Source organism: Nonlabens sp., assembly GCF_051251825.1.
GTDB lineage: Bacteria > Bacteroidota > Bacteroidia > Flavobacteriales > Flavobacteriaceae > Nonlabens.
Genome location: NZ_JBPOGG010000002.1, coordinates 509167 through 535650, shown reverse-complemented (window position 1 = coordinate 535650; position 26484 = coordinate 509167). Strand labels below are relative to the sequence as shown.

Sequence of the window (26484 nt, the reverse complement as noted above, 5' to 3'; positions counted from 1 at the left end):
TACAACTTTTGTAACTAATACTTCAAATTCACTAACCATGATCAAACATTTTATCAATCTGGAATGGAAAAGCTTCTTTAGAAGTGCAGCATTTAAACAGAACCTTGCTATAAAAATCCTAATGGCTTTTGGGGCACTTTATATGATAGTCGCTTTTGGAAGTTTAGGAGTAGGAAGTTATTTTCTTATTGAGGAGTCCATTGAGGAAGGTAAAATAATTGCAAATAACCCATTTGAAGTCGTGAATCGATTTTTAATCTACTGGGTATTTGCAGACATAGGTTATCGTTATGTGATGCAAAAAATGCCTGTAGCAAATATTAAGCCTTTACTTTATCTACCATTTAAAAAAGGGAAGATTGTAAATTATGCTTTGGGTAAAACGGTGGCTTCATTTTTTAACTTATTACCAGCCTTTTTCTTTATCCCATTTAGCGTTGTTTTGATTATCCAAGGATATAGTGTGATAGGTGTAATAGGATGGCACCTCGCGATGTTATTTATTACACTTGCGGTTAATTTCCTGAATGTATTCATGAATAATATGGACCGAGTGTTTTATCCAGTTCTTGCTGTGATCGCTGGTTTAGGATTATCACAGTATTATGGAATCTTTGATATCACTCTTTACACACAACCTGTATTTATGTTTTTCTATGAAAATGCATGGGCTTTTATAATTCCATTATTGCTATGCGTTGCTGCTGGTTATTATGCATATCACTATTTCATAAAACAACTTTATCTAGATCAGGGATTAAAAGCCGTAGCTCAAGAGGCAACTACCGAGGATTTAAGTTTCCTAGACCGTTTCGGTAAACTATCTACATACTTAAAAAACGATATTAAATTAATCAAGCGTAATAAAAGAGCTAAAATGACCTTTATCATGGGATTCTTTTTTGTGCTTTACGGCTTGTTTTTTATGAATGATTTGTACTCTAGCATCAACGGTATGAAGGTCTTTGCAGGATTATTTTGTACCGGTGGATTCCTGTTTAGCTTCGGTGGACTGGTTCCTAGTTGGGACAGTAGTTATTATAAATTGATGATGGCACAAAACATTCCTTATCGTGAATTTTTATTGAGTAAATGGTGGCTCATGGTTGCCGCAACTGTGGTGAGCACGATTCTTTGTACATTCTATCTTTACTTTGGACTTGACTGGTGGTTTGGAATACTAGCTGGTGCGGTTTATAACATCGGTTTTAATAGCTCTGTGGTTTTATGGGGCGGCGCATTTGTAAAAACACCTATCGATTTAATGACTACTAAAAAAGCTTTTGGCGATTCCAAAGCTTTTAATGCCAAAACCCTTTTGCTATTGATCCCTAAACTGGTATTACCAGTCGTGATTTATTATGCATTTGCCTTGACCATCAATGAATCGGCTGGATTTATTGCGATTGCGGCTACTGGAGTGCTAGGATTGCTCTTCCGTAATAAGATTTTTGATATGATTGAAGATATTTATAAGAACGAGAAGTATGACACTATAGAAGCTTATTCACAAAAAAATTAAATGTAGAATAGGGATTAATTTTTATACGCTTTCTTTTAAATTTCGCTTTCGCGAAAGCGTATTTCAAAAGAAGTTTATGCCGCACTCGATGCGGTACGAAAGCGTAATTAACACAACCACTAAGAAACAACGATTATGATTACCATAAATAACCTTTCAAAACAATACAACGGTACTAAAGTTCTAGACATAGAAAGTCTTGAAATCCCTAAAGGTCAGGCAATAGGTCTGGTAGGAAACAATGGTGCTGGAAAAACTACTTTATTCTCACTATTACTAGATTTAATTGAGCCGTCCACAGGTCATATCGTTTCAAACGATGTGAGAATCGATCAAAGCGAAGACTGGAAACCTTTCACGAGCGCTTTTATAGATGAGAGTTTCTTAATAGGTTACTTAACACCTGAGGAATATTTCTATTTCATAGGAGAATTACGTGGGCAAAACAAAGCAGATATTGATGCGCTTATCGCTAGTTACAGTGACTTCTTTAATGGTGAAGCAGTAGGTCAAAAAAAATACCTGCGTGATTTATCTAAAGGAAACCAGAAAAAAGTGGGAATCATTGCAGCATTAATAGGAAAGCCTAAGGTGGTAATTCTAGATGAACCATTTGCAAACCTAGATCCATCTACGCAAATCAGGTTAAAGAAAATTATCACAGAACTAGCAAACGATCCTGAGGTAACTGTTCTAGTTTCTAGCCACGATTTAATACACGTAACTGAGGTTGCAAAACGTGTTGTGCTTCTTGAAAAAGGTAAAGTGGTAAAAGATATAGAGAAGAGTAGCGCGACATTTAAAGAACTGGAAGATTACTTTATAGGAATCTCAGAAAGTCACGCGCCAGTAACAGCAACTCTAGAAGAAGAGTAATTATGAGTTCTAAACTGAAGATGTATGTGATTCACGTAGTGAGTTTTGTTGCGATATTTTTAATAGCGCGTTATATTACAACGCAATTTGTCGTAGATCCTACTATGTGGACCACCATTGTACCGCTAGGTGCTGGATGGTTGCTAGCTCCTAAACCTCATGTGGAAGAAACAGAATCTGGACCACAGTATGGATTGAGAATTGTGTTTTCTAATAAAATTATAAAGTTGTAGTTACCTTTGTAAAAATAAATGACATGAGCGCAAAATTTAAAATGTATATAGTTTACGGATTAGTGTTTTTAGCTCTATTCTTAGGTTTATGGGTAATTGCTGGATATTTGTTTGAAGAAGACAGCACGTTCCGTAAATTGACTCCTATCGTTCTATCCATTATCTTATCTCCTAAACCACACGTGGAAGACACACAGTCGGGAAGACAATATGGTTTAAAGAGTATTTTTCTTAAAAAAATAGTGCGTTTTAAGGACTAGAAGGAGCGGTTCATAACTTCCATTTTTTCATTTTCATAGATTAGGGATAAAAAATCCTTATTTTTACGGCCTTTCACAATATCTATGCTATTTAAGCAGTTATCATAGCTAGATAAAAAAGGAACATTTGAGAACCATACTTATTAACATTTTAACGTTTCTATTACTGCTCATAGCTGTCACCAGTTGTAGCCGTAAAAAGAACTCATTTATAAGTCGCAATTTACACGCGGTAGGAACCGAGTATAATGTGCTTTATAATGGTGATCTTGCTCTGCAGGCTGGACTCGATGAACTAGAGGCAACCTACAGTGAGAATTATTGGGATGTGCTACCAGTAGAGCGCATGCAAGTAAAGCAAGAGGTTTTTCTTCCAGGACAAAAACCTGCAAATCCTAACTTTGAAAGAGCCGAAGAGAAAGCAGTAAAAGCGGTACAAAAGCATTCTATGCTTATCAATGAGGAAGAGTTAAATCCTCAAATTGATGAGGCTTATCTACTTCTAGGAAAAGCTCGTTACTACGACCAGCGATTTGTTCCAGCACTTGAGGCGTTTAATTACATTTTGCAATTCATGCCTGAAAGTGATCAATTGAATCAGGCAAAAATATGGCGTGAGCGCACAAATATGCGTCTCGATAACAACGAAACAGCCATTATTAATCTTACCAAATTACTAAAGGAGGAAAGCAAGACTATTGAAAATGAAGATTTAGCAAATGCAAATGCGACGCTGTCTCAAGCCTTTTTAAATTTAGAACAAATCGATAGCTCACTCATTTATATGAATCGTGCGGCAAACCTGACTAAGAATAAAGAAACGATTGCTCGTTATAAATTTATTGCAGGACAGTTATTTGCTAAGGCTGGAATGCGCGACAGTGCTTTTGTAAAGTTTGATCAGATTATTGAAATGCATCGCAAGGTGCCACGTCGTTACTACGTGCATTCATTTATTGAAAAAGTAAAGCTATTTAATAAAGACACAGATAGCAGTGCTGAGTTGTTAGAAACCTTAAATGATCTTGCAGAGAATCGAGAGAACAGACCATGGTTAGATCATATTTATTCCCGCAAAGCGATTTACTTTGAGAATAGAGACTCGTTAAATGATGCTGTTGAGTTTTATAATTTATCGCTTAGAGCAAAAGGTGGGAAAGACACTTATTTGCGTGGTAATAACTACAGTTCGCTAGGTAAAATAAGCTTTGACCAGAATAAATATGCTGCTGCAGGAAAGTACTATGATAGTGCGATAGCAAATTATGTAGAGCGTAGTCCAGAGCACAGACTGGTTAAAAAGAAAAGAGATAACCTAGAAGATGTTATTCTCTATGAAGAAAGACGCCGCAGTGCAGACAGTATTTTTAACGTGCTCGACATGTCACCAGATCAGCAAGTGGCTTATTATAATGAATATATTGAAGAGCTAAAAGCAGAGGAAGAACGACTGGCAAAACTAGCTGAGGTTGAAGCGTTAAAAGAAGCTCAAAATCAAAATGCTTTTCAAACCATAAAAAATAATAAAACCACTAAGCGAGGTAATGCTGGACCAGCATTTGGACCTATAGGAGCTCCTACTGGACCATCAATAAGTGGAACACCTACCTTTTATTTTTATAATCCACAAACGGTGGCTCGTGGTAAGCAAGATTTCCGTTCTAAATGGGGAAAACGTAAACAAGAAAATAACTGGAGACGCAAGAATAAAAAGAACGATGCTGGTGGCGATATAGTCATAGAAGAAGATAAAGTAGATGTAGTTGAAGAAACAAGACCAGAATTTACACCAGAATTTTACATAGATCAGTTGCCTGAAGGAATGAGCGTTCTAGACAGCATTGCCAGTGCTCGTGACTTTGCCTACTACCAACTAGGAATTATTTATAAAGAGAAATTCAAACGTGAAGATCTAGCAATTCATCGCTTAGAGAACTTGCTCAAATTTGAACCAGCAGAGAAGTTATTACTGCCTGGATTATATAATTTATACCTTATCTATAGTGAGAATGGCGCTTCCGCGAAAGCAGAATTATACAAAAATCGCATTCTTAACGAGTTTCCAGATACTAGATATGCTCAGATTTTATTAAATCCCGATGCAAAAATCGAAGATAACGCAAGCCCTAGCGCTGTTTACAAAAGACTTTATAAGGAGTATGAAAAAGGAAACTATGAGTTAGTGGTAACAAATGTTGAACGATATGTGACCTTATTTAATGGAGATCCTATCGTTCCAAGATTGGAGTTACTCAAGGCATTTGCCAGTGGTAGATTGTTCGGCTTTAAAGAATATAAAAGAGGAATTGATTATGTGGCTCTCAATTTCCCAAATACTGAAGTAGGGAAGAGCGCTCAAAAATTAGTGGCAGATGCAGAGAAATTAAAGATTGCTGAGGTTTTCTTACCAGAAAAAGGACTCTCAGACTTTAAATTAATATATCGCATACCTAAAGAAAATTATCAAGCTGTAGAACAATTAAAAGGGCAGTTAGAGAAAGCGATCGCGCAAGAAAAATATGGCTTTACAGTTTCTGTAGATGTTTATTCAGCACAAGAAAATTTAGTAGTAGTTCATGGATTGACTTCTAAGTTAGGAAGTCGTGGATTAGGAGATTTTATGTCAAATCCTAGCAATGGATTTAATATCAACACACCATCAGTTCCTATAGCGACTGAAAATTATAAAATCATTCAAGTTTATAAGAGCCTGGACGATTATGAAAAAGAAATGCTTTAAACACATATATTATGTTTAACGATAAGAAAAGTTCAAAAAAAGGACACATGGAAGCAGGTAAATCACAAAATAGAATAGGTCACGGAACGGTGATAGAAGGAGATATTAAAAGTAAAGGCGGTTTTAGAATCGACGGAACAATTAACGGAACCTTAGAAACACCTGCCAAAGTAGTGATAGGGAAAGATGGAGCCATAAACGGTTCTCTACAATGCAGCAATGCAGATATAGAAGGTAACTTTAAAGGTAAACTAACGGTAACTGGGTTGTTGACTTTGAAATCAAGTGCTGTTATAGAAGGAGAAGTAATTATCTCAAAACTAGCAGTAGATCCAGGTGCTACTTTTAATGCTACGTGTTCTATGAATACAGGTGTTAAGAATTTGAGCGATAGTAATAAAAAAGGGAAAAGCGCTTAGATTTTACATAACATCATTTATATATGAACTTCTATCTTAAGGCGTTTTTACTTATTCTATTATCGTCAATATTACTTCTTGGTATTCATTATTTTATGGTGGAGGATCCAGCTATTTCACTATTAAAAACCTATTCTTTCCTAGGAGCTGCTGCGTTTATTACAGTGAGCGCCTTAAAATATATTTTTGGGTTGGTTCCAGATAAATTAGGCTTCGCATTTTTAGCATTAGTATTTGTAAAATTTGGTGTTGTACTTCTTTTATTCCCTGAATTATTAAGTGAAGACCCTAAACTTTCTAAAACAGAACTACTCGCCTTTCTAGCTCCATACTTTATCTTTTTGTTTATGGAAGCGGCAATTGTTATTAACTGGCTTAATAAGAATTAATTGCAACTTTAAAAGCTTAATAAAATTCAATAAAAAATTAACTTTTAAAGCAGACTTTTTACACGTTTTTTTGTCATACATTTGCAGCCGAAATAAAAGACCTAACTTTTTAAGGTGATTTACATGTATAGAGCGTACTTTAAAACAGCTTTTTTTGCTTTAATCTTTATAGCTTTTGCGACTGCACAAGCGCAAGAAGATCATGGTGACTATGCTTTTGATAATGAGACTGAAGCTGATGGCGGTAAAATTAATACCAAAGCAGAGATCGATTCCTATATCGATCATCACTTAAAAGATTCTCACGACTTTCATTTATTCTCATATACAAATGATGCAAATGAGCGCAAGCACGTAGGTTTTTCACTTCCTGTAATAGTTTGGTCTAGTGAAGGACTGCAGTTTTTTATGTCTTCTCAGTTTCATCACGATGATGATGGTAAAGTTATAGTTGAGTCAGGTGGAGCAAAATTCACTAAGTTACACAGTAAAATTTATGAATTAGATAATGGTGCAACTGCTATCAATTTTGATGCAGAGCATCACCCTATAAACGCTCATAGAGTTTTTGATTTTTCTATTACTAAGTCAGTTTTTGGTCTGATTTGTATTGGATTATTGATGCTGCTTATTTTTGGTGGTTTAGCAAAGCAATACAAAACTAAAAGTATCCCAACTGGTTTTGGTCGAGTATTGGAACCATTAGTTTTATATGTAAGAGATGAAATTGCTCGCCCTAACATAGGAGAAACTAAGTATAGAAAATACATGGGTTATTTACTTACTGTATTCTTTTTAATATGGATTGCAAACCTTTTAGGATTAACGCCTCTCGGCTTTAACATCACTGGTCAGATTGCAGTAACGGTTTGTCTTGCTCTGTTTACATTCTTTATTGTACAGTTTAGTGGTAATAAAGATTACTGGATGCACATTTTCTGGATGCCAGGTGTTCCCGTTTTAATGAAAATAGCATTAATTCCTATTGAGTTAATAGGTTTACTTACTAAACCATTCTCATTGTTAGTACGATTGTTTGCAAACATTACTGCTGGTCACGTGGTAGTTATGGGCTTAGTTGCATTAATGATTACCCTTAAAGCACAGTTTGGAGTAATAGGATCTACAGGATTATCTGTATTTCTTACCTTGTTCCTATCAGTTATAGAATTATTAGTAGCCTTTTTACAGGCATTTATTTTCACAATGTTGTCTGCTCTATTTATAGGGATGGCAGTTGCAGAGCATGATCATCATGAGCATGCTGGCGCTGACGAGGATGATGTTGATGAAGTAAGAGAACGTTTTATTTAATTTTTTGTTTAATTTTTTTTAATACCCATTATCATGGAAACAGCTTATAATTTAATTGGTGCAGGTCTTATCGTTATCGGTGGTGGTATCGGTCTTGGTCAAATTGGTGGAAAAGCAATGGAAGCAATTGCTCGTCAACCAGATGCAGCTGGAAAAATCCAAACTGCGATGATCATCATCGGTGCACTTCTAGAAGGACTTGCATTTGGAGCTCTATTATTAGGTAAGAACTAATAAAAGAGTAAAAAGCTTAAACAATTCTTGTGACGGTTGGTTACAAGAATTGTTTAATTATTAAAATTTAAACATTACAACATTTTATTATGTTAGATTTAATTAATGATTTTTCGCCAGGCTTGTTTTTTATGCAAGCGATTATTCTCATCATCTTAATTTTATTGATGAGAAAATTTGCATGGAAACCTATTCTTGATGCTTTAACCGCTAGAGAAGAAGGGATTGAAAATGCACTAGCTGCTGCAGAGAATGCAAAAATAGAAATGGCAAACCTTGAGGCATCTAATCAAGCTGCTGCTCAACAAGCTCGTGCTCAAAGAGACGAAATGCTTAAAGATGCACGTGAGATTAAAGAAAAAATGATCGCAGACGCTGCAGATCAAGCTCAAGAAAAAGCAGATAAAATTATCGCTCAAGCTCAAGAAGCTATCGAAGGAGAGAAGAAAGCGGCACTTGCAGACATTAAGTCTCAAGTAGCAAACCTTTCTGTAGATATCGCTGAGAAAGTGACACGCAAAGAACTTTCTGAGAAAGATGCTCAACACGCACTTATCGAAAAACTTCTAGCCGAAGCAAATATTTAAGAACATGAAATTATCTAGAGCTGCATCCCGATACGCAACCGCTATTCTTAGTCTAGCCATAGATAAGAATGAGGCTGCTGCTGTGAATGAAGAAATGAAAAGTATTCTAGTTACTATTAATGGTAATAAGGAATTACGTGATTTCATGAGCAGTCCTTTAACTAAGGCTGAGCAAAAACGTGGCGCTTTAAGACAAATCTTTAAAGATGCTGGCGCTATCACAATGAGTTCTTTTGACCTATTAGTAGATAACAAGCGTGCAGACATATTAATGGATGTCGCTACTAAGTACATTCTTCTTTTTGAAGATATGAATAAGCGCGAGATTGCTACCGTAACAACAGCAGTAGAAATCACAGCAGACTTAGAGAAGAAAGTTCTTGCTAAGGCAAAAGAATTAGCAGGAAAAGAAATAACACTGGAGAAGAAAATTGACGCATCTATTTTAGGAGGATTTATCCTTAGAGTAGGTGATCAAGAGATTAACGCTAGTGTAGCAAACAAATTAGGAGAATTAAAAAGAACATTTGCTACTAAGTAGTAGGTGAATTTTAGTTTCACGCTTTCGCGAAAGCGTAATTAACAATAAAATATAGCTGTCACACTAAGCTTGTCGAAGTGCGGCGACAATAAATAAGAATAAAAACAAGAACATGGCAGAAGTAAATCCAGCAGAAGTATCTGCAATACTTAAGCAACAATTATCAGGATTTGATGCAACAGCATCACTTGATGAAGTGGGAACCGTACTTACAGTAGGTGATGGTATCGCACGTGTTTACGGTCTTTCTAACGCTCAATATGGTGAGCTAGTTGCGTTTGCATCAGGAATTGAAGGTATCGTTCTTAACCTAGAGGAAGATAACGTAGGTGTGGTACTTTTAGGCCCATCAACTGGTATCGCTGAAGGTGACACTGTGAAACGTACACAACGTATCGCATCTCTTAAAGTAGGTGAAGGTATTGTAGGTCGTGTAGTAAACACATTAGGTGAGCCTATCGATGGTAAAGGTGCTATTGAAGGTGATCTTTATGAAATGCCTCTTGAGCGCAAAGCTCCTGGTGTTATTTATCGTGAGCCGGTAACTGAACCTATGCAAACTGGTATCAAGTCAATCGACGCGATGATTCCTGTAGGTCGTGGACAGCGTGAGCTTGTAATCGGTGACCGTCAAACTGGTAAAACTACCGTTTGTATTGACACGATTCTGAACCAAAAAGAATTTTATGATGCTGGTGAACCAGTATATTGTATATATGTTGCTATCGGGCAAAAAGCCTCTACAGTAGCAAACATTGCAAAAGTACTTGAAGAAAAAGGTGCTCTTGCTTATACAACTATAGTTGCAGCAAACGCATCTGACCCAGCAGCAATGCAGGTTTATGCACCATTTGCTGGAGCATCGATAGGTGAGTACTTCCGTGATACTGGTCGTCCTGCGCTTATTATATATGATGATTTATCTAAGCAAGCAGTTGCTTACCGTGAGGTTTCTCTTTTATTACGTCGTCCACCAGGACGTGAGGCGTATCCTGGAGATGTATTCTTCTTGCACTCAAGATTACTAGAGCGCGCAGCAAAGGTGATTAATAATGATGCTATTGCAGCAAGCATGAACGACTTACCAGATAGTTTAAAGCCTATTGTAAAAGGTGGTGGTTCTCTTACAGCACTTCCTATTATTGAGACGCAAGCTGGTGATGTATCTGCATATATTCCTACTAACGTAATTTCTATTACTGACGGACAGATTTTCTTAGATGGAGATTTATTCAACTCTGGTGTACGTCCAGCTATTAACGTAGGTATCTCAGTATCTCGTGTAGGTGGTAACGCTCAGATCAAGTCTATGAAGAAAGTTTCTGGTACTTTAAAATTAGACCAGGCAGCATTCCGTGAACTAGAAGCATTTGCTAAGTTCGGATCTGATCTTGATGCAACTACATTAGGTGTTATTGAGAAAGGAAAAAGAAACGTTGAAATCTTAAAGCAAGCAGAAAACGATCCTTACACTGTTGAAGATCAAATTTCTATTATCTACGCTGGTTCTAAGAACTTATTGAAAAACGTTCCTGTAGAAAAAGTAAAAGAATTTGAAAGAGATTATATAGAATTACTTAATGCTAAGCATAGAGGAGTTCTTGATACTCTTAAAGCTGGAAAACTTACTGATGAAGTGATTGACACACTTACAGCAGTAGCAAAAGACCTTTCTAGTAGATATTAATTTGGAATAAAGAAGAAAGAAACAAGACTTAAGAACGTCTTGTTTCTTTTATCTTTCTTCTTTTCTCTTAAAAGTTATGGCGAATCTTAAAGAAATAAGAAACAGAATATCCTCAGTATCTTCTACCATGCAGATCACCTCTGCGATGAAGATGGTGAGTGCGGCAAAGTTGAAAAAAGCACAAGATGCTATTACAGCTATGCGTCCGTATTCTGATAAGCTAACTGAGATTTTACAGAGTCTAAGTTCTACCATGGAAGGTGAAGGTGGAAGTAAATTTGCAGAGCAACGAGAAGTGAATAAAGCACTTGTTGTCGCAATTACTTCTAATCGTGGTCTTGCAGGAGCTTTTAACTCAAACATTATAAAAGAATTAGTTCGTTTAAATCAAGAAGATTTGAATGGTGTTGCAGTTTCTTATATGACTATAGGTAAGAAAGCAAACGACTTTGGAAAGAAAACAGATAATGTGATCGCAAATAAGAGTGATCTTTTTGATGATATCTCTTTCGATAACGTTGCGGTAATTGCTGAAGAGTTAATGGAACTATTCATAACAGGAGAATTTGATAAAATCGTTCTCGTTTATAACAGTTTTAAAAACGCAGCAACACAAATCGTAAGAACTGAAGATTTTTTACCACTCAAGCCGGTTGCTCAAGATGAAGCAGCACTAGAAAATCAAAAAGAACTGGATTACATTTTCGAGCCTTCTAAGAAGGAAATCATTGAAGAGTTAATACCTAAGTCTTTAAAGATGCAATTGTACAAAGGAGTGCGTGATTCATGGGCTAGTGAGCACGGTGCACGTATGACAGCAATGCATAAAGCAACAGATAACGCAACAGAGTTAAGAGACCAGTTGAAATTAACTTACAATAAAGCTCGTCAAGCAGCCATTACTAACGAGATCCTTGAAATCGTAGGTGGAGCAGAGGCATTAAACAACTAAGTTCAAACTGTCATGCTGAATTTATTTCAGCATCTCATTTAAGAATATCTAAGCCTTTCAGAAATGAAAGGCTTTTTTCATGCACAAAAGTTTTTTTCATTCTAGATGTAACATAATCTGATTTTATCATCTAAAGGGAAATTATAAACTAGAAATCATGAAAAAATTTATCATTCTTTTTGTCGCTTTATGTTTATCTACATCATTATATGCGAGCAATGACAACAAAGCAATTCACGTAGAAGTATCGGGTAATGGGCAACCCATTTTATTTATTCCAGGATTTACGGTGCCAGGAGAAATATGGAATCCTGTGGTAGATAAACTGAAAAATAATTACCAATGTCATGTAGTTACCTTAGCTGGTTTTGGTGCTAAGGAACCTATAGAGTTTCCTTGGTTACCTAAGGTGAACGAATCTTTAGAAAACTACCTTTCAGAGAACAACTTAGAAAATGTAATAGTGGTAGGACACAGTTTAGGAGGAACCATAGCCACATGGTTAGCTAGTAGAGAAAATTCTAGAGTTAGTAAGATTATACTTGTTGATGCTTTACCAGCTGCTGGAGCCATTATGTTTCCTGATTTTAATCCAGATAATTTAGCATATGAGAGTCCATTTAATAAACAACAACTAGAAATGGATGCTACTTCATTTGAACAACTTGCTACTGGAATGTCTATGGGAATGAGCACTAATACAGAAGCTCAAACACAAATAAAAAACTGGATTCTTGAAGCAGACCGTAAAACCTATGTCTATGGATATACAGATTATCTTAAATTAGACATGAGAGAAGCGCTTAAAAACATTACTGTACCAGTTACAATTCTCGCTGCTGACCTACCTTATGGAGCAGAGTTAGCAAGAAAGACTTATGAAACTCAATATGCTAATTTAAAGAATTATAACCTAGTCATGGCCAGTGATGCGGCTCACTTTATCATGTTAGATCAACAAGAATGGTTTATGGATCAACTTTTAAAAGCGTTAAACGAATAATGATTCAGTCAGAAAAAGAATTTCACGAGGTATATAATAATCATACAGATAAGGTATATCGACTATGTTTAGGTTATGCCTCCGGTAATGTAGACTTAGCCAAAGACTGGCATCAAGAGACTTTTATTAAAGTCTGGAATCATAGAAAATCCTTTAAGGGAAATGCTTCTATCAGCACGTGGATTTATCGAATCACTGTAAATACTTGCTTAAGTGACTTGAGAAGCTCTAAAAGAAAAGCTGCGATCTCAAACCCAATTAAAGATGAGGAAATTACTCAGGAAGTAGTGGATGATAATTCTCTGATGATTCAAAAGATGCACAGCTGCATTAATAAATTATCTCCTCAAAATAAAACGCTCATCTTAATGGAACTAGAAGAAATACCACAGGCGACTATTGCAAGCACGGCAGGTTTAGAACACGGAACTCTAAGAACTAGATTAAGCCGAATTAGAAAATCACTTTTAAAATGTATTAAAAATGGAAAATGATATATTAAACAAACTATGGAATGAAAACTCAAATTCTGAGGACATTCAAAAACCAGATACTGTTATAGCTAAAGCTAACGAACAACGCAACAAGCAAAAAACAGGAATCATTGTTATGGGAATTACGGTGGTTATTTTGTTGGTTTATGCGGCATTTTATTTACCTAGCTCATTTAATAACTTCAGTTTGGGTCTTGTACTTATGATTGCATCTTTAAGTTTTAGAGTTATTGTAGAGATTTATTCTAGACTCAAAAAGACAGAAAAATTAACTTCTATGGATACTAAATCCTATTCGCTTTATTTAGAGAAGTATTACCAATGGCGTATGAAAATTAATTACATACTTACTCCTATATGTTTTACCCTTTATTGTTACGGTTTATATATTTTATATCCTTTTTTCAAAAGGGAATTTTCAAATGGTTTTTATATTTATTTAATCGTGTCAGGAATTGTTTCTTTAATAATCATTGGTCTCATAATCATCAACCAAATTCATAAAGAAACAAGATTTTTAAAGTCTTTAAGGAACAAATCTGTTTAACTTACTGGTTTATGGCACTGCTTTTGAAAATTACTTTCTAAATTACACCCATGAAAGCACTATACATCATCCTAGCACTAGCGATAAGCTCATGTGGAGCACAAAAAATGGAACAAACTTATAAGAATACTGATTTTCCTAAATCTCAACAACCCTATGCACAGCAATGGACAGGTGGAGCACCAGGTTCTGGTAGTGGAATCACGTTATATTTCCCTACTGAAGTTACTACTGGTTATGATCTCGTTGCGGTTTATTTCCGTAATAGTATAAATAAAAACGTAAGCTACACGGCAGACGATCGTTTGATGATGGTCTCACGTTTCCGTACAGATTTTAATAATCGCAAGGACGTTATCATGGATCTGGATTCAAAAAACGAAATGCAAAACGAAGCTCCAGATCTTGAGAAGTTCCCTTTTGAACTCAAAGATGATGAAGCTATAATTGCACTTAAAAAACCCAATAGTGAAAAAATCACCTATGTGAAATTGATAAACATTGAAGAACGCTCGCAACTTGCGTTACCATCTATGCCACAATAGATTTTAAATACTTAATGAAATAGACATTTCACTCAATGAAATACAGCAGGCGCTCATTATAGTTATGAGCGCCTTTTTTATGCGCTTATGTTTGGTACATAAAATTTATAACTATGAAAAATCTATTTAAAATTACACTTATAGCTTTGACCTTTTCAGGACTTGCAAATGCTCAAGGAGCTGTCATTGCAGAGGAAATAAGAAGTTACATGAATGCAGAGTCCAGCGACGAGATGATTGAAGTAAAAGATAAAGCTGGTAAAACACATTATGTACGTAGCGCTGCGACCACTTCCACGCACCACATCGGTGGGCAAAATACTTCTACAAACACTGTAGTTTTTGATGCGTTTAACGCGCATCCAGAATGGAAAAATATGAATGTGGTCGTGGACTGGACTGGTAGTATGTACAGCTATGTAGGTCAGGTTGTAAGATGGCAACACGTGAATAAAGACAAGCAATTGATGAATAGCATGGTGCTTTTCAACGATGGCGATGATAAACTCAGACAAGGTCGTCACGGCAAACAAATAGGTAAAACCGGCGGTATTTATTTCCCTGATCATCTCGACATAGAAGACTTTTTAAAAACCGTTGCAACCGCTGTTGATAACGGCGGCGGCGGCGATGGTCCAGAAAATGATGTGGAAGCGATCATTGCTGCTCAAGCGCAGGATCAATCTGGTAGCGATTTTGTTCTCATCGCAGACTCTACGCCTATAAGAGACATATCGCTTGTTCATCAAATTAAGCGACCAGTGCATGTAATTCTTTGTGACCACGTTACTCCAGATTATATTACACTAGCACGCACCACTGGCGGCAGCATCACCTGGCCAGGTGGATTTACAGATTATAGTCAGGTAGCCTGCACGACACACCATATTACCATTTGTGAGCACCATCACACGCACGACGTAGCTTGTCACGTGCATTAAAACGGAGTGGAGTAGATAGATTGTTTTAATTACGCTTTCGCGAAAGCGTTCCATTGTACAACCTCGTGATTATAACTACCTTTGAGCAGTAATAATCACAAGGTTTTTTTGAGCTCTATCAATCGTCTTTTTAAGCACACCTTTGTTTACGGTCTAGCGACGGTACTGCCGCGATTGTTGACCGTTTTACTCACCAAATTATTAACCGAGTATTTACCGAGTCGAGAAGATTTTGGAGAGGTATCCATCATTTTTTCTTGGATCATCATTTTTAATGTACTGTTGACTTACGGAACAGAAACAGCCTTTTTTAGATATTTCACAGAAACTAAAGACAAGTCCAAAGTTTTAGGAACCGCTATAGGAACCTTACTAGGTAGCACATTAGTATTTGTTTTAATCGCTTATTTAAGTCTTGATTATATAGAAGCATGGACAGATAAATCTGCAGATTACTGGAAATGGGTGATAGGTGTACTGGCTTTTGATACGCTGGCAGTTGTGCCGTTTGCTTACATGAGAGCACAAGGAAAAGCTATGAAATATGCTGTGATTAAAATGATTAATGTCATTATATCTGTAGGTTGTAGTGCGCTATTTTTAATCTGGTTGCAGGACATTCCTGGATTGAGAGAATGGTTGCCTAGTGATAAGATTGAGTTGTATTTCATTGCGTTTTTTGGAGCTAGTTCATTGACGTTTTTAATGGTTTGTAAACCATATTTCAGCAAGTGGAAATTTGACCTGCAATTGTGGAAAAAGATGCTGCGATATGGTTTTCCTATTCTTATAGCAGGATTAGCATTTGCCATAAATGAAACCTTTGATAAAATACTATTAGAGTGGTTGCTGGTAGATAATGCTACTGAGCAAGTAGGAGTTTATACGGCATGTTACAGACTAGCGGTAGGAATGACATTATTTGCAACGGCATTTAAACTAGGTGTAGAACCATTTTTCTTCAGTGAAGCTGGAAATGAAAAAGCACCACAGCTCTATGCTCAAATTACTAAGATGTTTGTGATTTTGGGTTCTGTCGCATTGTTAGTTTATACCGTTTTAGTTGATTTAATAAAGCCGTTATTAATTAATGAAGAGTACTATGAAGCTATGGATGTTGTTCCGTTAGTTCTTGTGGCTTACCTATTCTTCGGTATTTATCAATCTATATCAGTTTGGTACAAAGTAACTGATAAGACGAAGTACGGAGCTTATATATCAGTTCTAGGAGCTGCATTAACTATAGGAATGAATATTATATTGATTCCGCACATAGGTTATATGGCAAGTGCGATCACTACATGTGCAGTTTATGGATTAATGATGGTGACCTCGTACATGATGAGTAGAAAACACTTTGCGATACCATATGACTTGAAAAACATGTTACTGTATTTAATCGTATCCATTAGTTTTACTCTTTTATTCTTTTATTTTTTCAGAGCAGAATTGGGAATAGGAAGCTGGAGTCTTTATCTTGTGGGAATCCTGATGACTGCAATTCTTGCAGGATTGATTTGGACTCGTGAAAAGACATTTATTAAAAATTTGATTCAGAAATAATGACTATAAACATCATCAATAAATCAGCGCACGCATTACCACATTATGAGACTGAGGCAAGTGCAGGAATGGATTTAAGAGCAAACCTAGAAACGGCAGTAATGCTGGAACCTATGGAGCGTGCCATCATTAAAACAGGTTTATTTATAGAATTACCTATAGGATATGAAGCACAAGTAAGACCTAGAAGTGGTCTTGCTGCAAAAAAAGGAATCACTGTTCTCAACGCACCTGGCACAGTAGATGCAGATTATCGTGGGGAAATAGGCGTGATTCTTGTAAATTTATCAAACGAAACTTTTACCGTAGAAAACGGTGAGCGTATCGCCCAACTCGTGATTGCAAAGCATGAAAGAGCTGAGTGGCATAAAGTAGAAGAACTAAGCAGCACAGATCGCGGTGCTGGCGGTTTTGGAAGTACTGGAGTGAAATAAAAACTAATTCCCACGAAAGTGGGAATCTCAATCAATACAGCATATATCGCAGGTTAAACACCATGCGGAATAAAAGAAACAACAACTAATGTGATTCATTAATCAATCACACTTATAAAATCAGATTCCCATTTTCATGGGAATAAAGCTTATGAAAATAATTGTACCTATGGCTGGACGTGGATCCAGATTAAGACCACATACCTTAACCGTACCTAAACCATTAATTCCTATTGCAAACAAACCTATCGTTCACAGATTAGTGACAGATATTGCACGCATACTGGAAGAACCAGTTACTGAAGTTGCTTTTATTCTTGGTGATCCAGCGTTCTTCGGAGATGATGTCGTGAGTAGTTTAGAAGAGCTTGCTCAAAGCTTAGATGCCAAAGCTAGTATTTATCGTCAAGGTGAACCTCTAGGAACAGGACATGCCATTATGAGTGCTGCAGATTCACTTTCAGGACCAGCAGTAGTTGCTTATGCAGATACATTGATAAGAGCAGACTTTAAACTAGATCCTACAGCAGACGCTGTGATATGGACCAAACAAGTAGATCAACCAGAAGCTTATGGAGTTGTAAAACTAAATGAGAATCAGGATATCGTTGAGCTTGTTGAGAAACCAGAAACATTTGTCTCTGACCAAGCGGTGATAGGGATCTACTATTTTAAAGAAGTAGGCGATCTTAAAAAGGAATTACAGTTTGTACTTGAAAATAATATCATCAACGGTGGAGAATACCAAATTAACGATGGTATCAAGCGCATGATGCAAAACGGTAAAGTATTTAAAACCGGAACCGTAGACGAGTGGATGGACTGTGGTAATAAAGTAGTTACTGTAGAGACTAACACGCGCATCATCGAATTCATGAAAAAGGACGGAAGTGATGAAATCAACACAAATCCTACGCTTGAAAATGCTAAAATCATCGAGCCATGCGTTATAGATTCATCGGTTGTGATAAAAAATTCAACAGTAGGACCACATGTTTCTATAGGAGCAGGAACAGTTATTGAGAATTCTACGATTAAGAATTCGTTGATACAGACCAACTCTGTGATTAAAAATGCGACACTTGATGAAGCTATGATAGGAAATCACGTGAAGTATGATGCAAACTATAAGAAAGTAAGCATAGGTGATTACACCGTAATGGAATAGTTATTGAACTTGAAACCTCATGAATAAATACATATCGATTTTCTTGCTGCTTGCTGCTCTTTCATGGAGCACGACGAGCTATGCCCAGGAAGAAGTAGAGTCAGTAGAAATCAATCAAGATGATTTAGGAGACGTTTCAAGTAGTTTTAAAGAAGCCTTTTTTAACGCACTGGCCGAAAAAGCCAAAGGAAACCACGACCGCGCGATTGAGATGCTAGGAAATTGCGCAAGAATGGAACCTACATCTGGAGCGATACAATTTGAACTCGCAAAGAATCATTTTGCAAATAAAGACTATCCTAAAGCTGAAGAATCCATAAAAAAAGGACTAGAATTAACGGGCCAGAATGAATGGATGCTCGACTTGCTTTTTGAGATTTATGATACACAAAAAGATTATGAAAAAGCCGTTCCTGTGATGGAACAGCTTGCTCAAATGAACGATAACTATGAAGAGTTCTTGCCTACACTTTATTACAGAATAGGTGAATATGATAAATCCTTACAGTCGCTGGATGATATAGATGCAAAACAAGGTAATAATGATTCTCGCAGGAATGCACTACGTCGCAGTCTAGAGTCTAGGCAGCAGCAAGAAGTACGTAACGAGAATAATATCGAGTCGCTGGAAGCAGAGATTGCAAAGAATCCCAAAAATGAGCAAGCATACATCAATTTGATTTACATGCATGGTCGTAACGGTGATAAAGATGCTGTTTTTGAAGTTGCCCAGGATTTTGAACGTAATGTTCCTAAAAGTGATGCAGCACATTTAGCACTTTATAAAATTTACATAGAAAACGGCAGTACAGATGAAGGAATTGCTAGCCTTGAAAAAATCTTAACCTCTGACAGTATCGATAAAGAAACTAAAATGAAAGTCCTTCAAGACTTCATTTCCATGTCTGACGGTAATCTAGAACTGGAAACAGCAGTTCCTCAAGCCATCGACTGGCTGGCAGATGATGTGGAAGACCCTAACGCTTATCGTGCCATGGGAGATTTTTATTTAAAAAAGAAAGATACCGCTCAAGCGATTTCATTTTATGAAAAAGGGCTAGAACTGGACAGTAATAATGTGGACTTGATTAAAAGTGTGGCACTATTAACTATTGATATTAAAGATTATGAAAAAACGGTTTCTTTCACAAATACAGCCATTGAAAAGTTTCCTGCACAACCATTATTCTATTTATTAAACGCAGTGGCACACAACTATTTAAATGCACCAGATAAAGCGATCGAGAGCTTAGAAATGGGACAAAGTTATCTACTGGATGAGGTAAAACTAGAACAAGATATCTATAAGCAACTGGCTATTTCTTATGATAAAAAAGGAGACACCACAAAGGCTTCTCAAATGAGATTAAAAGCTCAAGAACTTTCTAAAAAATTATAAATGAAAGCATATAGAATACTTTATGTTTTACTCGCAGTACTCGTCATGAGCTGTGGTAGTGTTCAAAAAGCGGCAAATAATGCTAACGCTACTGCAAAAAAAGCCAGCGTCGTAAAAGCTCATGAAGCAGCTCGCACAGACTTTAAAACCATGCAGTCGCGTCTATCTGTAGATTATAAAGATGAGAAGCAATCGCGCAGTGTCACGGTAGATTTGCGCATTGAAAAAGGAAAGCAAATATGGATGAGTGCAAAATTCCTAGGCTTTACCGCGGCAAAAGTTTACATCACCCCAGATCGTGTTCAGTTTTATGAAAAGCTAGGGAAACGTTCTTTTGATGGTGATTTCTCATTGATTAGTAATTTCCTGGGTGAACCTCTAGAATATGACCAGTTAGAGGATTTATTACTAGGTCAAGCGGTGGAATCCTTACAACCGCATCAGTTTACAGTATCAAATAATCAGTATCAATTTACTCAAGGTCAGTTGATTGAAAAATTATTTAAGCTTCGCCCGTCAGACTTTAAGGTAAGTGAACAATCCATAAGCAAACCAGCTGAGGACAGTTTTCTAGTCATCACCTATCCCGATTATCAAGTGGTGGATAAGCGCATCATACCGCTAGAATTAAACGTGGAAGCTAAACGTGGTAAGCGTTTTTCTCAAGTGAATTTGGAGTTTAGAAACGTAGAGTTCAATCAGGACTTATCATTCCCATTTTCCATGCCGTCTAACACTAAACCTATGAGTCTGTAATGATTAAAAAAGGTCTCTTATTTGTGGTGTTGTTGTTGAGTTTCGCTTTCGCGAAAGCGCAATCAGAAAAAGCACAGCTGGAAGCTCGCAAGGCAAAAATCCAGTCGGAGATCAACCAATTCTCACGACTGCTCAATAACGTAAAAAAGGAAAGTAAAACGATGGTACTGCTCGTAGAGACCATCGATAAAAAGATTGCAAGTACTCAAGAACTAATCAACATTACAAATAAACAAGCCAACTTAATCACGCGTAGTATTAAGAAAAATACAGACGAGAATGCAAAGTTGAAAAAGGAAATTAAGCTTCAAAAAGATGAATATGCACGCATGATTGTAAAAGCATATAAGTCTAAAAATGAGCAGAGTAGATTGATGTTTTTATTGTCGTCTGAGGATTTTTTACAAGCTTATAAAAGAGTTCAGTACTTAAAATCATATGCCGACTACCGCAAGAAACAAGCTGACGAAATCACTGCAAAATCTGTACGTCTAGAAGAAATCAATAAGGAACTTGAAGTTGAAAAGAAACAAAAGCAAGAGGTGTTGAAAGTTAATAAACGACAACGTATCGCTTTGCAAAAAGATAAGCAAGAACAAGAAAATTTACTCGCTGTTGTAAAGCAAGACGAGAAGAAATATTCTAAAGAAATAAGAGAAGCTAGTAAAGAACGAGCAAAAATAAATCGCCAAATTCAAAAACTCATCGAGGCTGATATCGCTGCTTCAAACAAAGGGAAAACAGGCGCTGTTAAAGGAAAATTCTTCCTTTCTCCAGAGGCAAAAGCTCTTGCAAACAACTTTAAATCAAATAAAGGAAAACTACCTTACCCAGTAGATGAGTTTATTATTTCAAGAAAATATGGTGATCAACCGCATCCAGTTCTTGGTGGTATAAGAATCTCTTCAAATGGTTTGAGATTTCAGGCACCAGCTAACTCACCAGCCAAAGCTATTTTTACCGGTGAAGTAGTACGAGTTCAAAAGGCAGCAAACGGAATTTTATCAGTCTATGTGAGACATGGTAACTACACCTCGATTTATGACCATTTGAAAAGTGTGTCAGTTCAAAAAGGTGATCAAGTTACTACACAAGACATTATAGGAACCGTGTTTACAGATAATTCTGGCGTGACAGAACTACGCTTTGTGCTCATGGAAGATAGTCACACTGTAGATCCAGCAAGCTGGTTGTTGCGCTTTTAATCTTCAAATAGTGCTTTTAGCTCTGTAGCATCTTTAGCCTTCATTTTTCCAGCAAGAACGAGACTTAATTGTTTGCGACGTAATGCACCTGCAAATTGCAATTTTTCATCATCAGTTTCTGGAACGATCTCTGGAATTTGAACAGGTCGTCCTGTCTCATCTACTGCTACAAAGGTGTAAAGACCTTCGTTAGCTTTAGTTTTTTCGCCGCTTTCTCGATCCTCAATCCATACATTCATATGAACTTCCATAGAAGTCTTGAAAGCTCTTGTAACCTTTGCTTCAATAGTCACAACACTACCTAAAGGAACCATTCTATTAAACGCTACGTGGTTTACAGATGCTGTTACCACAATACGTCGAGAGTGTCTTCTAGCTGCAATACTAGCCGCACGATCCATACGAGCCAGTAATTCTCCACCGAAGAGATTATTCAATGGATTAGTCTCACTAGGCAAGACCATATCAGTGACTGTAGTAAAAGATTGTGAAGGCGATTTGGCTTCCATTTTTGTGATTTTGTGCAAAGGTACTATTACCGATTCCTATTTCACTAAAATGCACAAAAAGCTAAGGATTATTTAACGTGATCTTATTTATATCTATCTTATTATATAGAGTCTGTCAAGCTGAATTTATTTCAGCTTCTTATTATTACAGCGATAAAAAGTTTTTTAATAGAAGCTTTTTTTAAAACAGCATAGATTATTTAAAAACATATCTCGACCTGCCTTTGCCGGCAGGCAGGCTCTAGCTCGATATTGCATTTTAGAATTCTAATTATTTTTTAACGGTACTTCCCATTCCTCACGAGTCTGCTTGTAGATAACAAAATCTTTTTCTGCTGGATAAGGTCCATAAACTGTCATTCCGTTATTAAGAGCGACTTTTTGTGACCCTATATTTTCTTTGTGTATGACGGAAATAAGCGCATTGCCAAAATCTTTATCATAAGCTCTTTCAAAACCAATCTTCTTAATAAACTGTGCAGCTTCACTCGCATAACCTTGTTGCCAGTATTCAGGTAAAATAGAATAACCTACTTCTAATTGTTTAGTGTCATCTACATCCTGAACTAGTAATCCAGCTTGACCTATCATTTTGCCCGTTTTTTTATGAATGAGAACGTTCATTCCGCCAGTTTGTTCTTTGTAACGGGTCATTGCTTTATCAAACCATTTCTCACAACGTTGCTGCTGGTTGAAATTTTTATCCATAGAGAGATAAGTTCCCACCTCAGGTCGAGCAAATAGCGGTAACCATTCTTCAAAATCAGATTCCTCAAGAAGTCTAAAGGTTAGTCGCTCTGTTTCTAAGTTGGGTAATAGGTATTTCATTACTAAATTATTTTTTCAACCACTCATCCCTAGACTGACTATACACATGAAAACGATTGTCGCCAAAATCGGTAAACGTTTTTTCTAGTGTCATTCCGTTAGAAATGGCCACTTTTTCTGAGCCGTGATTATCTACGTGGAGCATAGAAACTACAGTATCGTTAAAGTCTTTATCAAATTCATGTTTAAACGCATAATTTTTTGCCGCGATAGCAGCTTCAGTGGCATAGCCTTTATTTCTATGATTAGGCAGCATAGAATAACCTACTTCTAGTCGTGGCTCGTTATCCATATTCTGTACTAGAATACCACACTGACCTATCATTTTACCTGTTTCCTTAAGAATTATAGCGTTGAGTCCGCCACGGTTTTCTTCATAACGCAAGAGACATTTCTCAAACCAAAACTCGCATAATTCCAGTGCGGTTTTATCAGGATCTAAGAAAAGAAAATGCCTGTTCAAATCTGGACTAAAAAAAGGCAACCAAGCTTCAAAATCACTTTTATCAATCAAGCGAAATCGCAATCGTTCTGTTTCCAAGTTTTGAGGCACGTATTTCATAAGATGAATTTAGGAAAAATAGATTTAAGTTATTTAAAAGCATCTGTGAATCAAACCCATTTGATATTCAGCAAGCTGAAGTATTTGTTTTCTACTTCGACAGGCTCAGCACAAGCCTTCGTCTGAATGGAAATGCTTTTACTCATCTAATTCTATAATTAAGATTTAGGGACTAACAATCTTTTTATAAATGAAGGCATTGGGAAGTCTGTCGTAATAAAATGAAAATGCGTGAAGCGTCAAGAAGAAAAGTGGGCTCAAATATTTATTGGTGAAAGAGTGATTCGTGAATGCATTTTTTTAATAAGCTCAATCTTAGTTTTTCTTTAGCGAGTGTATTGAAATTTTTAGACAGGTGTCCCACAGCCTAGATTTTCCTGCCTGCCTGCCGGCAGGTTTGGTTCGTTTTTGCGGCAATGGCAAAAATGAACAATCCTTATTATGAGCAAGGTGTTTTTAAAATTAGAAAAAAGCCTTTAAAGAATATTACTTCTCAAGAGAACCAGTAAGTAACCACGCACCAGAGAAACCTTCTTTTCTCAAGCGGTACAACTCATTAATCGCGTCGTTACGGTCAGCATAGCTAGAGAATGCTACGTTGTGTAAACCGTATTTGTTCACGCCTATACGTTCTGCTGCATAACCTTTATTGATAAGCTGTTGAACTTTCTTATCAGCATTTGCGGGATCTCTAAAAGCACCTGCAACGATGTGGTAATTTTTAATTAATGGAGCAACTTCCAGCTCAATACTAGGCAGCGGATTGCTAATCATAAACGTCGCCTCTTGAATCCCACGAGTAAATTCCTCGTCGGCCATTTGTTGAACAGCGATGTCGTTTTGAGCCTCTTGACGTGTGTACGTATTAAAACCTACGTAGCTTAAACCTACGAGCACTGCTCCTATAGCCGCATAGCGCAACCATGGTGTTTTACTCGTTTGAGCAGCAGGAACATGTAAAGGAACTACTGGAGTTTCTTCTTCTTGTTTTAGAACTGGAGTTTCAACAGCAGGTGATTCAATAACTGGTGCAGGAATAAAAGTCTCCACTGGAGTTCTATCAACGGCATAGGTCTCATGAGCCGCCAGGCCAAAAGCCTCAGGCAAGTAATTCACTAAATACATAGGCGTGAACTGTAATGATTGTTCCTCATTACGTGTAAAACGACCTATTTTGTGAATGGTAATAACGCCATTAGTGTCAAGCTCATGATCTAGAAAACGCACATAGTTACGCACTTCTTGCATGGCTTCTTGATACGGAATGGACTCTACTGTAGCTACATAATTTACCAGTAAACCATCGTTTTGCTGGATTTGAGCATTAAAAGTAAGCCCTTTTTTAGGCGGATAAATAGTATGACTACTCACAAAATGCTGTGCCGGTACACGACGCGAGATAAACGCACCATAACCAGGTAACACCACACATTCATGGCGGTACAATAAATCAGATATGTAAGTAGCAATTTGCATATCACAAATCTATAAAAATTATAAGTGGCACCATGTGATCTAGCCCAGTAGTTATTAAGAAACGGTTTGATTTGCAAAAGGATTTGGTTTATAGGTGTTTTACTTTTTCTTTAACACGCTTTCGCGAAAGCGTTTATAAGAAAAGTTTATGCCGCACTCGTTGCGGTAAGAAAGCGGAATTAAAACAATCACACAGCAGTAATTAACATGTTATTCACAATAGTATTAGGATGGATAGCATTTTAAAAATAACTAAATTTGCAGCCATTAAATAAACACCATGCTGGACCGAGTTAAGGAACATATTGAGAAAGTAAAAAGCTTTAAGGCCGATTCTAAGGACGCGATTGAGGCGTTCAGAATTGAATATCTAGGTAAAAAAGGGTTATTGAATGACTTTTTTGCTGCTTTTAAAGAAGTACCTAATGAGCAGAAGAAGGATTTTGGTCAGGCTATTAACGAGCTCAAGCAAAAAGCGACTGAAAAGGTAAACGCACTCAAGGAATCTATAGAGTCCAAGCAAGAAGAAGCTGGAATCTATGGTGATTTAACACGTACAGGATATCCACTAGAGATAGGTGCGCTCCACCCGATTTCTCTTGTAAAAAACCAAATCATAGAAGTCTTTTCACGTATAGGTTTTAATGTCAGTGAAGGGCCAGAAATTGAGGACGACTGGCATAATTTCACCGCACTTAATTTACCAGAACATCACCCAGCACGAGACATGCAGGATACGTTTTTTATACAAACTGATCCAGATGTGTTGCTAAGAACACATACCTCAAGCGTTCAGGTGCGTTATATGGAAGATAATAAGCCACCTATTAGAACAATTTCTCCAGGTCGCGTATTCCGTAATGAGGCGATAAGTGCTCGTGCGCACTGTATTTTTCATCAAGTAGAAGGATTATACATAGATAAAGACGTGAGTTTTGCAGACATGAAACAAACACTGTTGCATTTTACTCAAGAGATGTTTGGTAAGTCTAAAATTAGATTGCGTCCATCTTATTTCCCGTTTACAGAACCTAGTGCAGAGATTGATATTTACTGGGGTCTTGAAAATGAAACCGATTATAGAATCACTAAAGGAACTGGCTGGCTAGAAATAGGTGGTTGCGGTATGGTAGATCCAGCGGTACTTACTAATTGTGGTATCGATCCTGAGGAATATAGCGGTTTTGCCTTTGGTATGGGCGTGGAACGTATCGCGATGTTGTTATACGGTATAGGTGACATTCGTTTGTTTTTTGAAAACGATGTGCGTTTCTTAAAGCAGTTTTCTAGCGCGATTTAA

Annotated in this window: 29 protein-coding genes; 25 read left to right on the top strand and 4 right to left on the bottom strand. The window is 36.9% G+C overall.

The window, feature by feature from the left end; translation table 11 throughout:
- Positions 1 to 37 precede the first annotated feature (37 nt).
- The 24 genes from ACSHWW_RS04780 (at position 38) to ACSHWW_RS04665 (ending at position 21809) form a co-directional block, all read left to right on the top strand.
- Positions 38 to 1522, top strand: a complete 1485-nt coding sequence (locus tag ACSHWW_RS04780; RefSeq protein WP_435681273.1) for a DUF5687 family protein — start codon at positions 38 to 40, stop codon at positions 1520 to 1522.
- A 135-nt stretch (positions 1523 to 1657) separates the two neighbouring features.
- The gene (locus ACSHWW_RS04775) at positions 1658 to 2398 is read left to right on the top strand and encodes an ABC transporter ATP-binding protein (RefSeq protein ID WP_435681272.1); all 741 of its coding nucleotides are present in this window, start codon (positions 1658 to 1660) and stop codon (positions 2396 to 2398) included.
- Between the two features lie 2 nt (positions 2399 to 2400).
- Complete coding sequence (locus ACSHWW_RS04770; RefSeq protein ID WP_435681271.1) at positions 2401 to 2631, top strand: hypothetical protein; 231 nt, start codon at positions 2401 to 2403, stop codon at positions 2629 to 2631.
- A 23-nt stretch (positions 2632 to 2654) separates the two neighbouring features.
- Positions 2655 to 2891: a hypothetical protein gene (locus ACSHWW_RS04765; protein ID WP_435681270.1), complete on the top strand. Its 237-nt coding sequence runs from the start codon at positions 2655 to 2657 to the stop codon at positions 2889 to 2891.
- A 127-nt stretch (positions 2892 to 3018) separates the two neighbouring features.
- Entirely contained in the window at positions 3019 to 5631 is a 2613-nt protein-coding gene (locus tag ACSHWW_RS04760) for a tetratricopeptide repeat protein (RefSeq protein WP_435681269.1), read from the top strand.
- 11 nt (positions 5632 to 5642) lie between these two features.
- Entirely contained in the window at positions 5643 to 6050 is a 408-nt protein-coding gene (locus ACSHWW_RS04755) for a bactofilin family protein (protein WP_435681268.1), read from the top strand.
- 23 nt (positions 6051 to 6073) lie between these two features.
- Positions 6074 to 6439 (top strand): hypothetical protein, encoded by a 366-nt coding sequence (locus ACSHWW_RS04750; RefSeq protein WP_435681267.1) that lies wholly within the window; start codon positions 6074 to 6076, stop codon positions 6437 to 6439.
- A gap of 123 nt (positions 6440 to 6562) precedes the next feature.
- The gene (atpB, locus tag ACSHWW_RS04745) at positions 6563 to 7753 is read left to right on the top strand and encodes a F0F1 ATP synthase subunit A (RefSeq protein WP_435681266.1); all 1191 of its coding nucleotides are present in this window, start codon (positions 6563 to 6565) and stop codon (positions 7751 to 7753) included.
- Between the two features lie 33 nt (positions 7754 to 7786).
- Positions 7787 to 7987 carry an ATP synthase F0 subunit C gene (gene atpE / locus ACSHWW_RS04740; protein WP_435681265.1) on the top strand — a complete coding sequence of 67 codons (201 nt, stop codon included), beginning with the start codon at positions 7787 to 7789 and terminating at the stop codon, positions 7985 to 7987.
- 89 nt (positions 7988 to 8076) lie between these two features.
- Positions 8077 to 8574 carry a F0F1 ATP synthase subunit B gene (locus tag ACSHWW_RS04735; protein ID WP_435681264.1) on the top strand — a complete coding sequence of 166 codons (498 nt, stop codon included), beginning with the start codon at positions 8077 to 8079 and terminating at the stop codon, positions 8572 to 8574.
- 4 nt (positions 8575 to 8578) lie between these two features.
- Complete coding sequence (gene atpH / locus ACSHWW_RS04730) at positions 8579 to 9115, top strand: ATP synthase F1 subunit delta (RefSeq protein ID WP_435681263.1); 537 nt, start codon at positions 8579 to 8581, stop codon at positions 9113 to 9115.
- Positions 9116 to 9227: 112 nt separating this feature from the next.
- Complete coding sequence (gene atpA, locus ACSHWW_RS04725; RefSeq protein WP_435681262.1) at positions 9228 to 10802, top strand: F0F1 ATP synthase subunit alpha; 1575 nt, start codon at positions 9228 to 9230, stop codon at positions 10800 to 10802.
- Between the two features lie 76 nt (positions 10803 to 10878).
- Positions 10879 to 11754: an ATP synthase F1 subunit gamma gene (gene atpG, locus ACSHWW_RS04720; protein ID WP_435681261.1), complete on the top strand. Its 876-nt coding sequence runs from the start codon at positions 10879 to 10881 to the stop codon at positions 11752 to 11754.
- 157 nt (positions 11755 to 11911) lie between these two features.
- Positions 11912 to 12757 (top strand): alpha/beta fold hydrolase, encoded by an 846-nt coding sequence (locus ACSHWW_RS04715; protein ID WP_435681260.1) that lies wholly within the window; start codon positions 11912 to 11914, stop codon positions 12755 to 12757.
- Positions 12757 to 13251 carry an RNA polymerase sigma factor gene (locus ACSHWW_RS04710; RefSeq protein ID WP_435681259.1) on the top strand — a complete coding sequence of 165 codons (495 nt, stop codon included), beginning with the start codon at positions 12757 to 12759 and terminating at the stop codon, positions 13249 to 13251. Before ACSHWW_RS04715 ends, ACSHWW_RS04710 begins: the two co-directional genes overlap by 1 nt.
- Entirely contained in the window at positions 13241 to 13798 is a 558-nt protein-coding gene (locus ACSHWW_RS04705) for a hypothetical protein (RefSeq protein ID WP_435681258.1), read from the top strand. The genes ACSHWW_RS04710 and ACSHWW_RS04705 overlap by 11 nt, the downstream gene beginning before the upstream one ends.
- 50 nt (positions 13799 to 13848) lie before the next feature.
- Positions 13849 to 14343 (top strand): hypothetical protein, encoded by a 495-nt coding sequence (locus ACSHWW_RS04700; RefSeq protein ID WP_435681257.1) that lies wholly within the window; start codon positions 13849 to 13851, stop codon positions 14341 to 14343.
- A gap of 113 nt (positions 14344 to 14456) precedes the next feature.
- Positions 14457 to 15284, top strand: a complete 828-nt coding sequence (locus ACSHWW_RS04695) for a hypothetical protein (protein ID WP_435681256.1) — start codon at positions 14457 to 14459, stop codon at positions 15282 to 15284.
- Positions 15285 to 15392: 108 nt separating this feature from the next.
- Entirely contained in the window at positions 15393 to 16847 is a 1455-nt protein-coding gene (locus tag ACSHWW_RS04690) for a lipopolysaccharide biosynthesis protein (RefSeq protein ID WP_435681255.1), read from the top strand.
- On the top strand, positions 16847 to 17281 hold the full coding sequence (gene dut, locus ACSHWW_RS04685) for a dUTP diphosphatase (RefSeq protein WP_435681254.1): 435 nt from the start codon (positions 16847 to 16849) through the stop codon (positions 17279 to 17281). The genes ACSHWW_RS04690 and dut overlap by 1 nt, the downstream gene beginning before the upstream one ends.
- A gap of 151 nt (positions 17282 to 17432) precedes the next feature.
- Positions 17433 to 18449 carry a sugar phosphate nucleotidyltransferase gene (locus tag ACSHWW_RS04680; RefSeq protein ID WP_435681253.1) on the top strand — a complete coding sequence of 339 codons (1017 nt, stop codon included), beginning with the start codon at positions 17433 to 17435 and terminating at the stop codon, positions 18447 to 18449.
- Between the two features lie 19 nt (positions 18450 to 18468).
- A complete protein-coding gene (locus ACSHWW_RS04675) occupies positions 18469 to 19848 on the top strand; it encodes a tetratricopeptide repeat protein (protein WP_435681252.1) in 1380 nt (459 codons plus the stop codon).
- The gene (locus tag ACSHWW_RS04670; RefSeq protein ID WP_435681251.1) at positions 19849 to 20604 is read left to right on the top strand and encodes a DUF4292 domain-containing protein; all 756 of its coding nucleotides are present in this window, start codon (positions 19849 to 19851) and stop codon (positions 20602 to 20604) included.
- The gene (locus ACSHWW_RS04665) at positions 20604 to 21809 is read left to right on the top strand and encodes a murein hydrolase activator EnvC family protein (protein WP_435681250.1); all 1206 of its coding nucleotides are present in this window, start codon (positions 20604 to 20606) and stop codon (positions 21807 to 21809) included. The genes ACSHWW_RS04670 and ACSHWW_RS04665 overlap by 1 nt, the downstream gene beginning before the upstream one ends.
- On the opposite strand, the gene ACSHWW_RS04660 is transcribed toward ACSHWW_RS04665, so the two are convergent.
- The 4 genes from ACSHWW_RS04660 to ACSHWW_RS04645 all read right to left on the bottom strand — a co-directional run bounded on the left by ACSHWW_RS04660 (position 21806) and on the right by ACSHWW_RS04645 (position 25184).
- Entirely contained in the window at positions 21806 to 22318 is a 513-nt protein-coding gene (locus ACSHWW_RS04660; RefSeq protein ID WP_435681249.1) for an acyl-CoA thioesterase, read from the bottom strand. The two genes, ACSHWW_RS04665 and ACSHWW_RS04660, sit on opposite strands and share 4 nt — an antisense overlap.
- Positions 22319 to 22585: 267 nt before the next feature.
- Entirely contained in the window at positions 22586 to 23146 is a 561-nt protein-coding gene (locus ACSHWW_RS04655; protein WP_435681248.1) for a GNAT family N-acetyltransferase, read from the bottom strand.
- Positions 23147 to 23153: 7 nt separating this feature from the next.
- Positions 23154 to 23708 (bottom strand): GNAT family N-acetyltransferase, encoded by a 555-nt coding sequence (locus ACSHWW_RS04650; RefSeq protein WP_435681247.1) that lies wholly within the window; start codon positions 23706 to 23708, stop codon positions 23154 to 23156.
- 486 nt (positions 23709 to 24194) lie between these two features.
- On the bottom strand, positions 24195 to 25184 hold the full coding sequence (locus tag ACSHWW_RS04645) for an SPOR domain-containing protein (RefSeq protein WP_435681246.1): 990 nt from the start codon (positions 25182 to 25184) through the stop codon (positions 24195 to 24197).
- Positions 25185 to 25464: 280 nt separating this feature from the next.
- On the opposite strand from ACSHWW_RS04645, the gene pheS reads away from it, so the two are divergent.
- Positions 25465 to 26484: a phenylalanine--tRNA ligase subunit alpha gene (gene pheS, locus ACSHWW_RS04640; protein WP_435681245.1), complete on the top strand. Its 1020-nt coding sequence runs from the start codon at positions 25465 to 25467 to the stop codon at positions 26482 to 26484.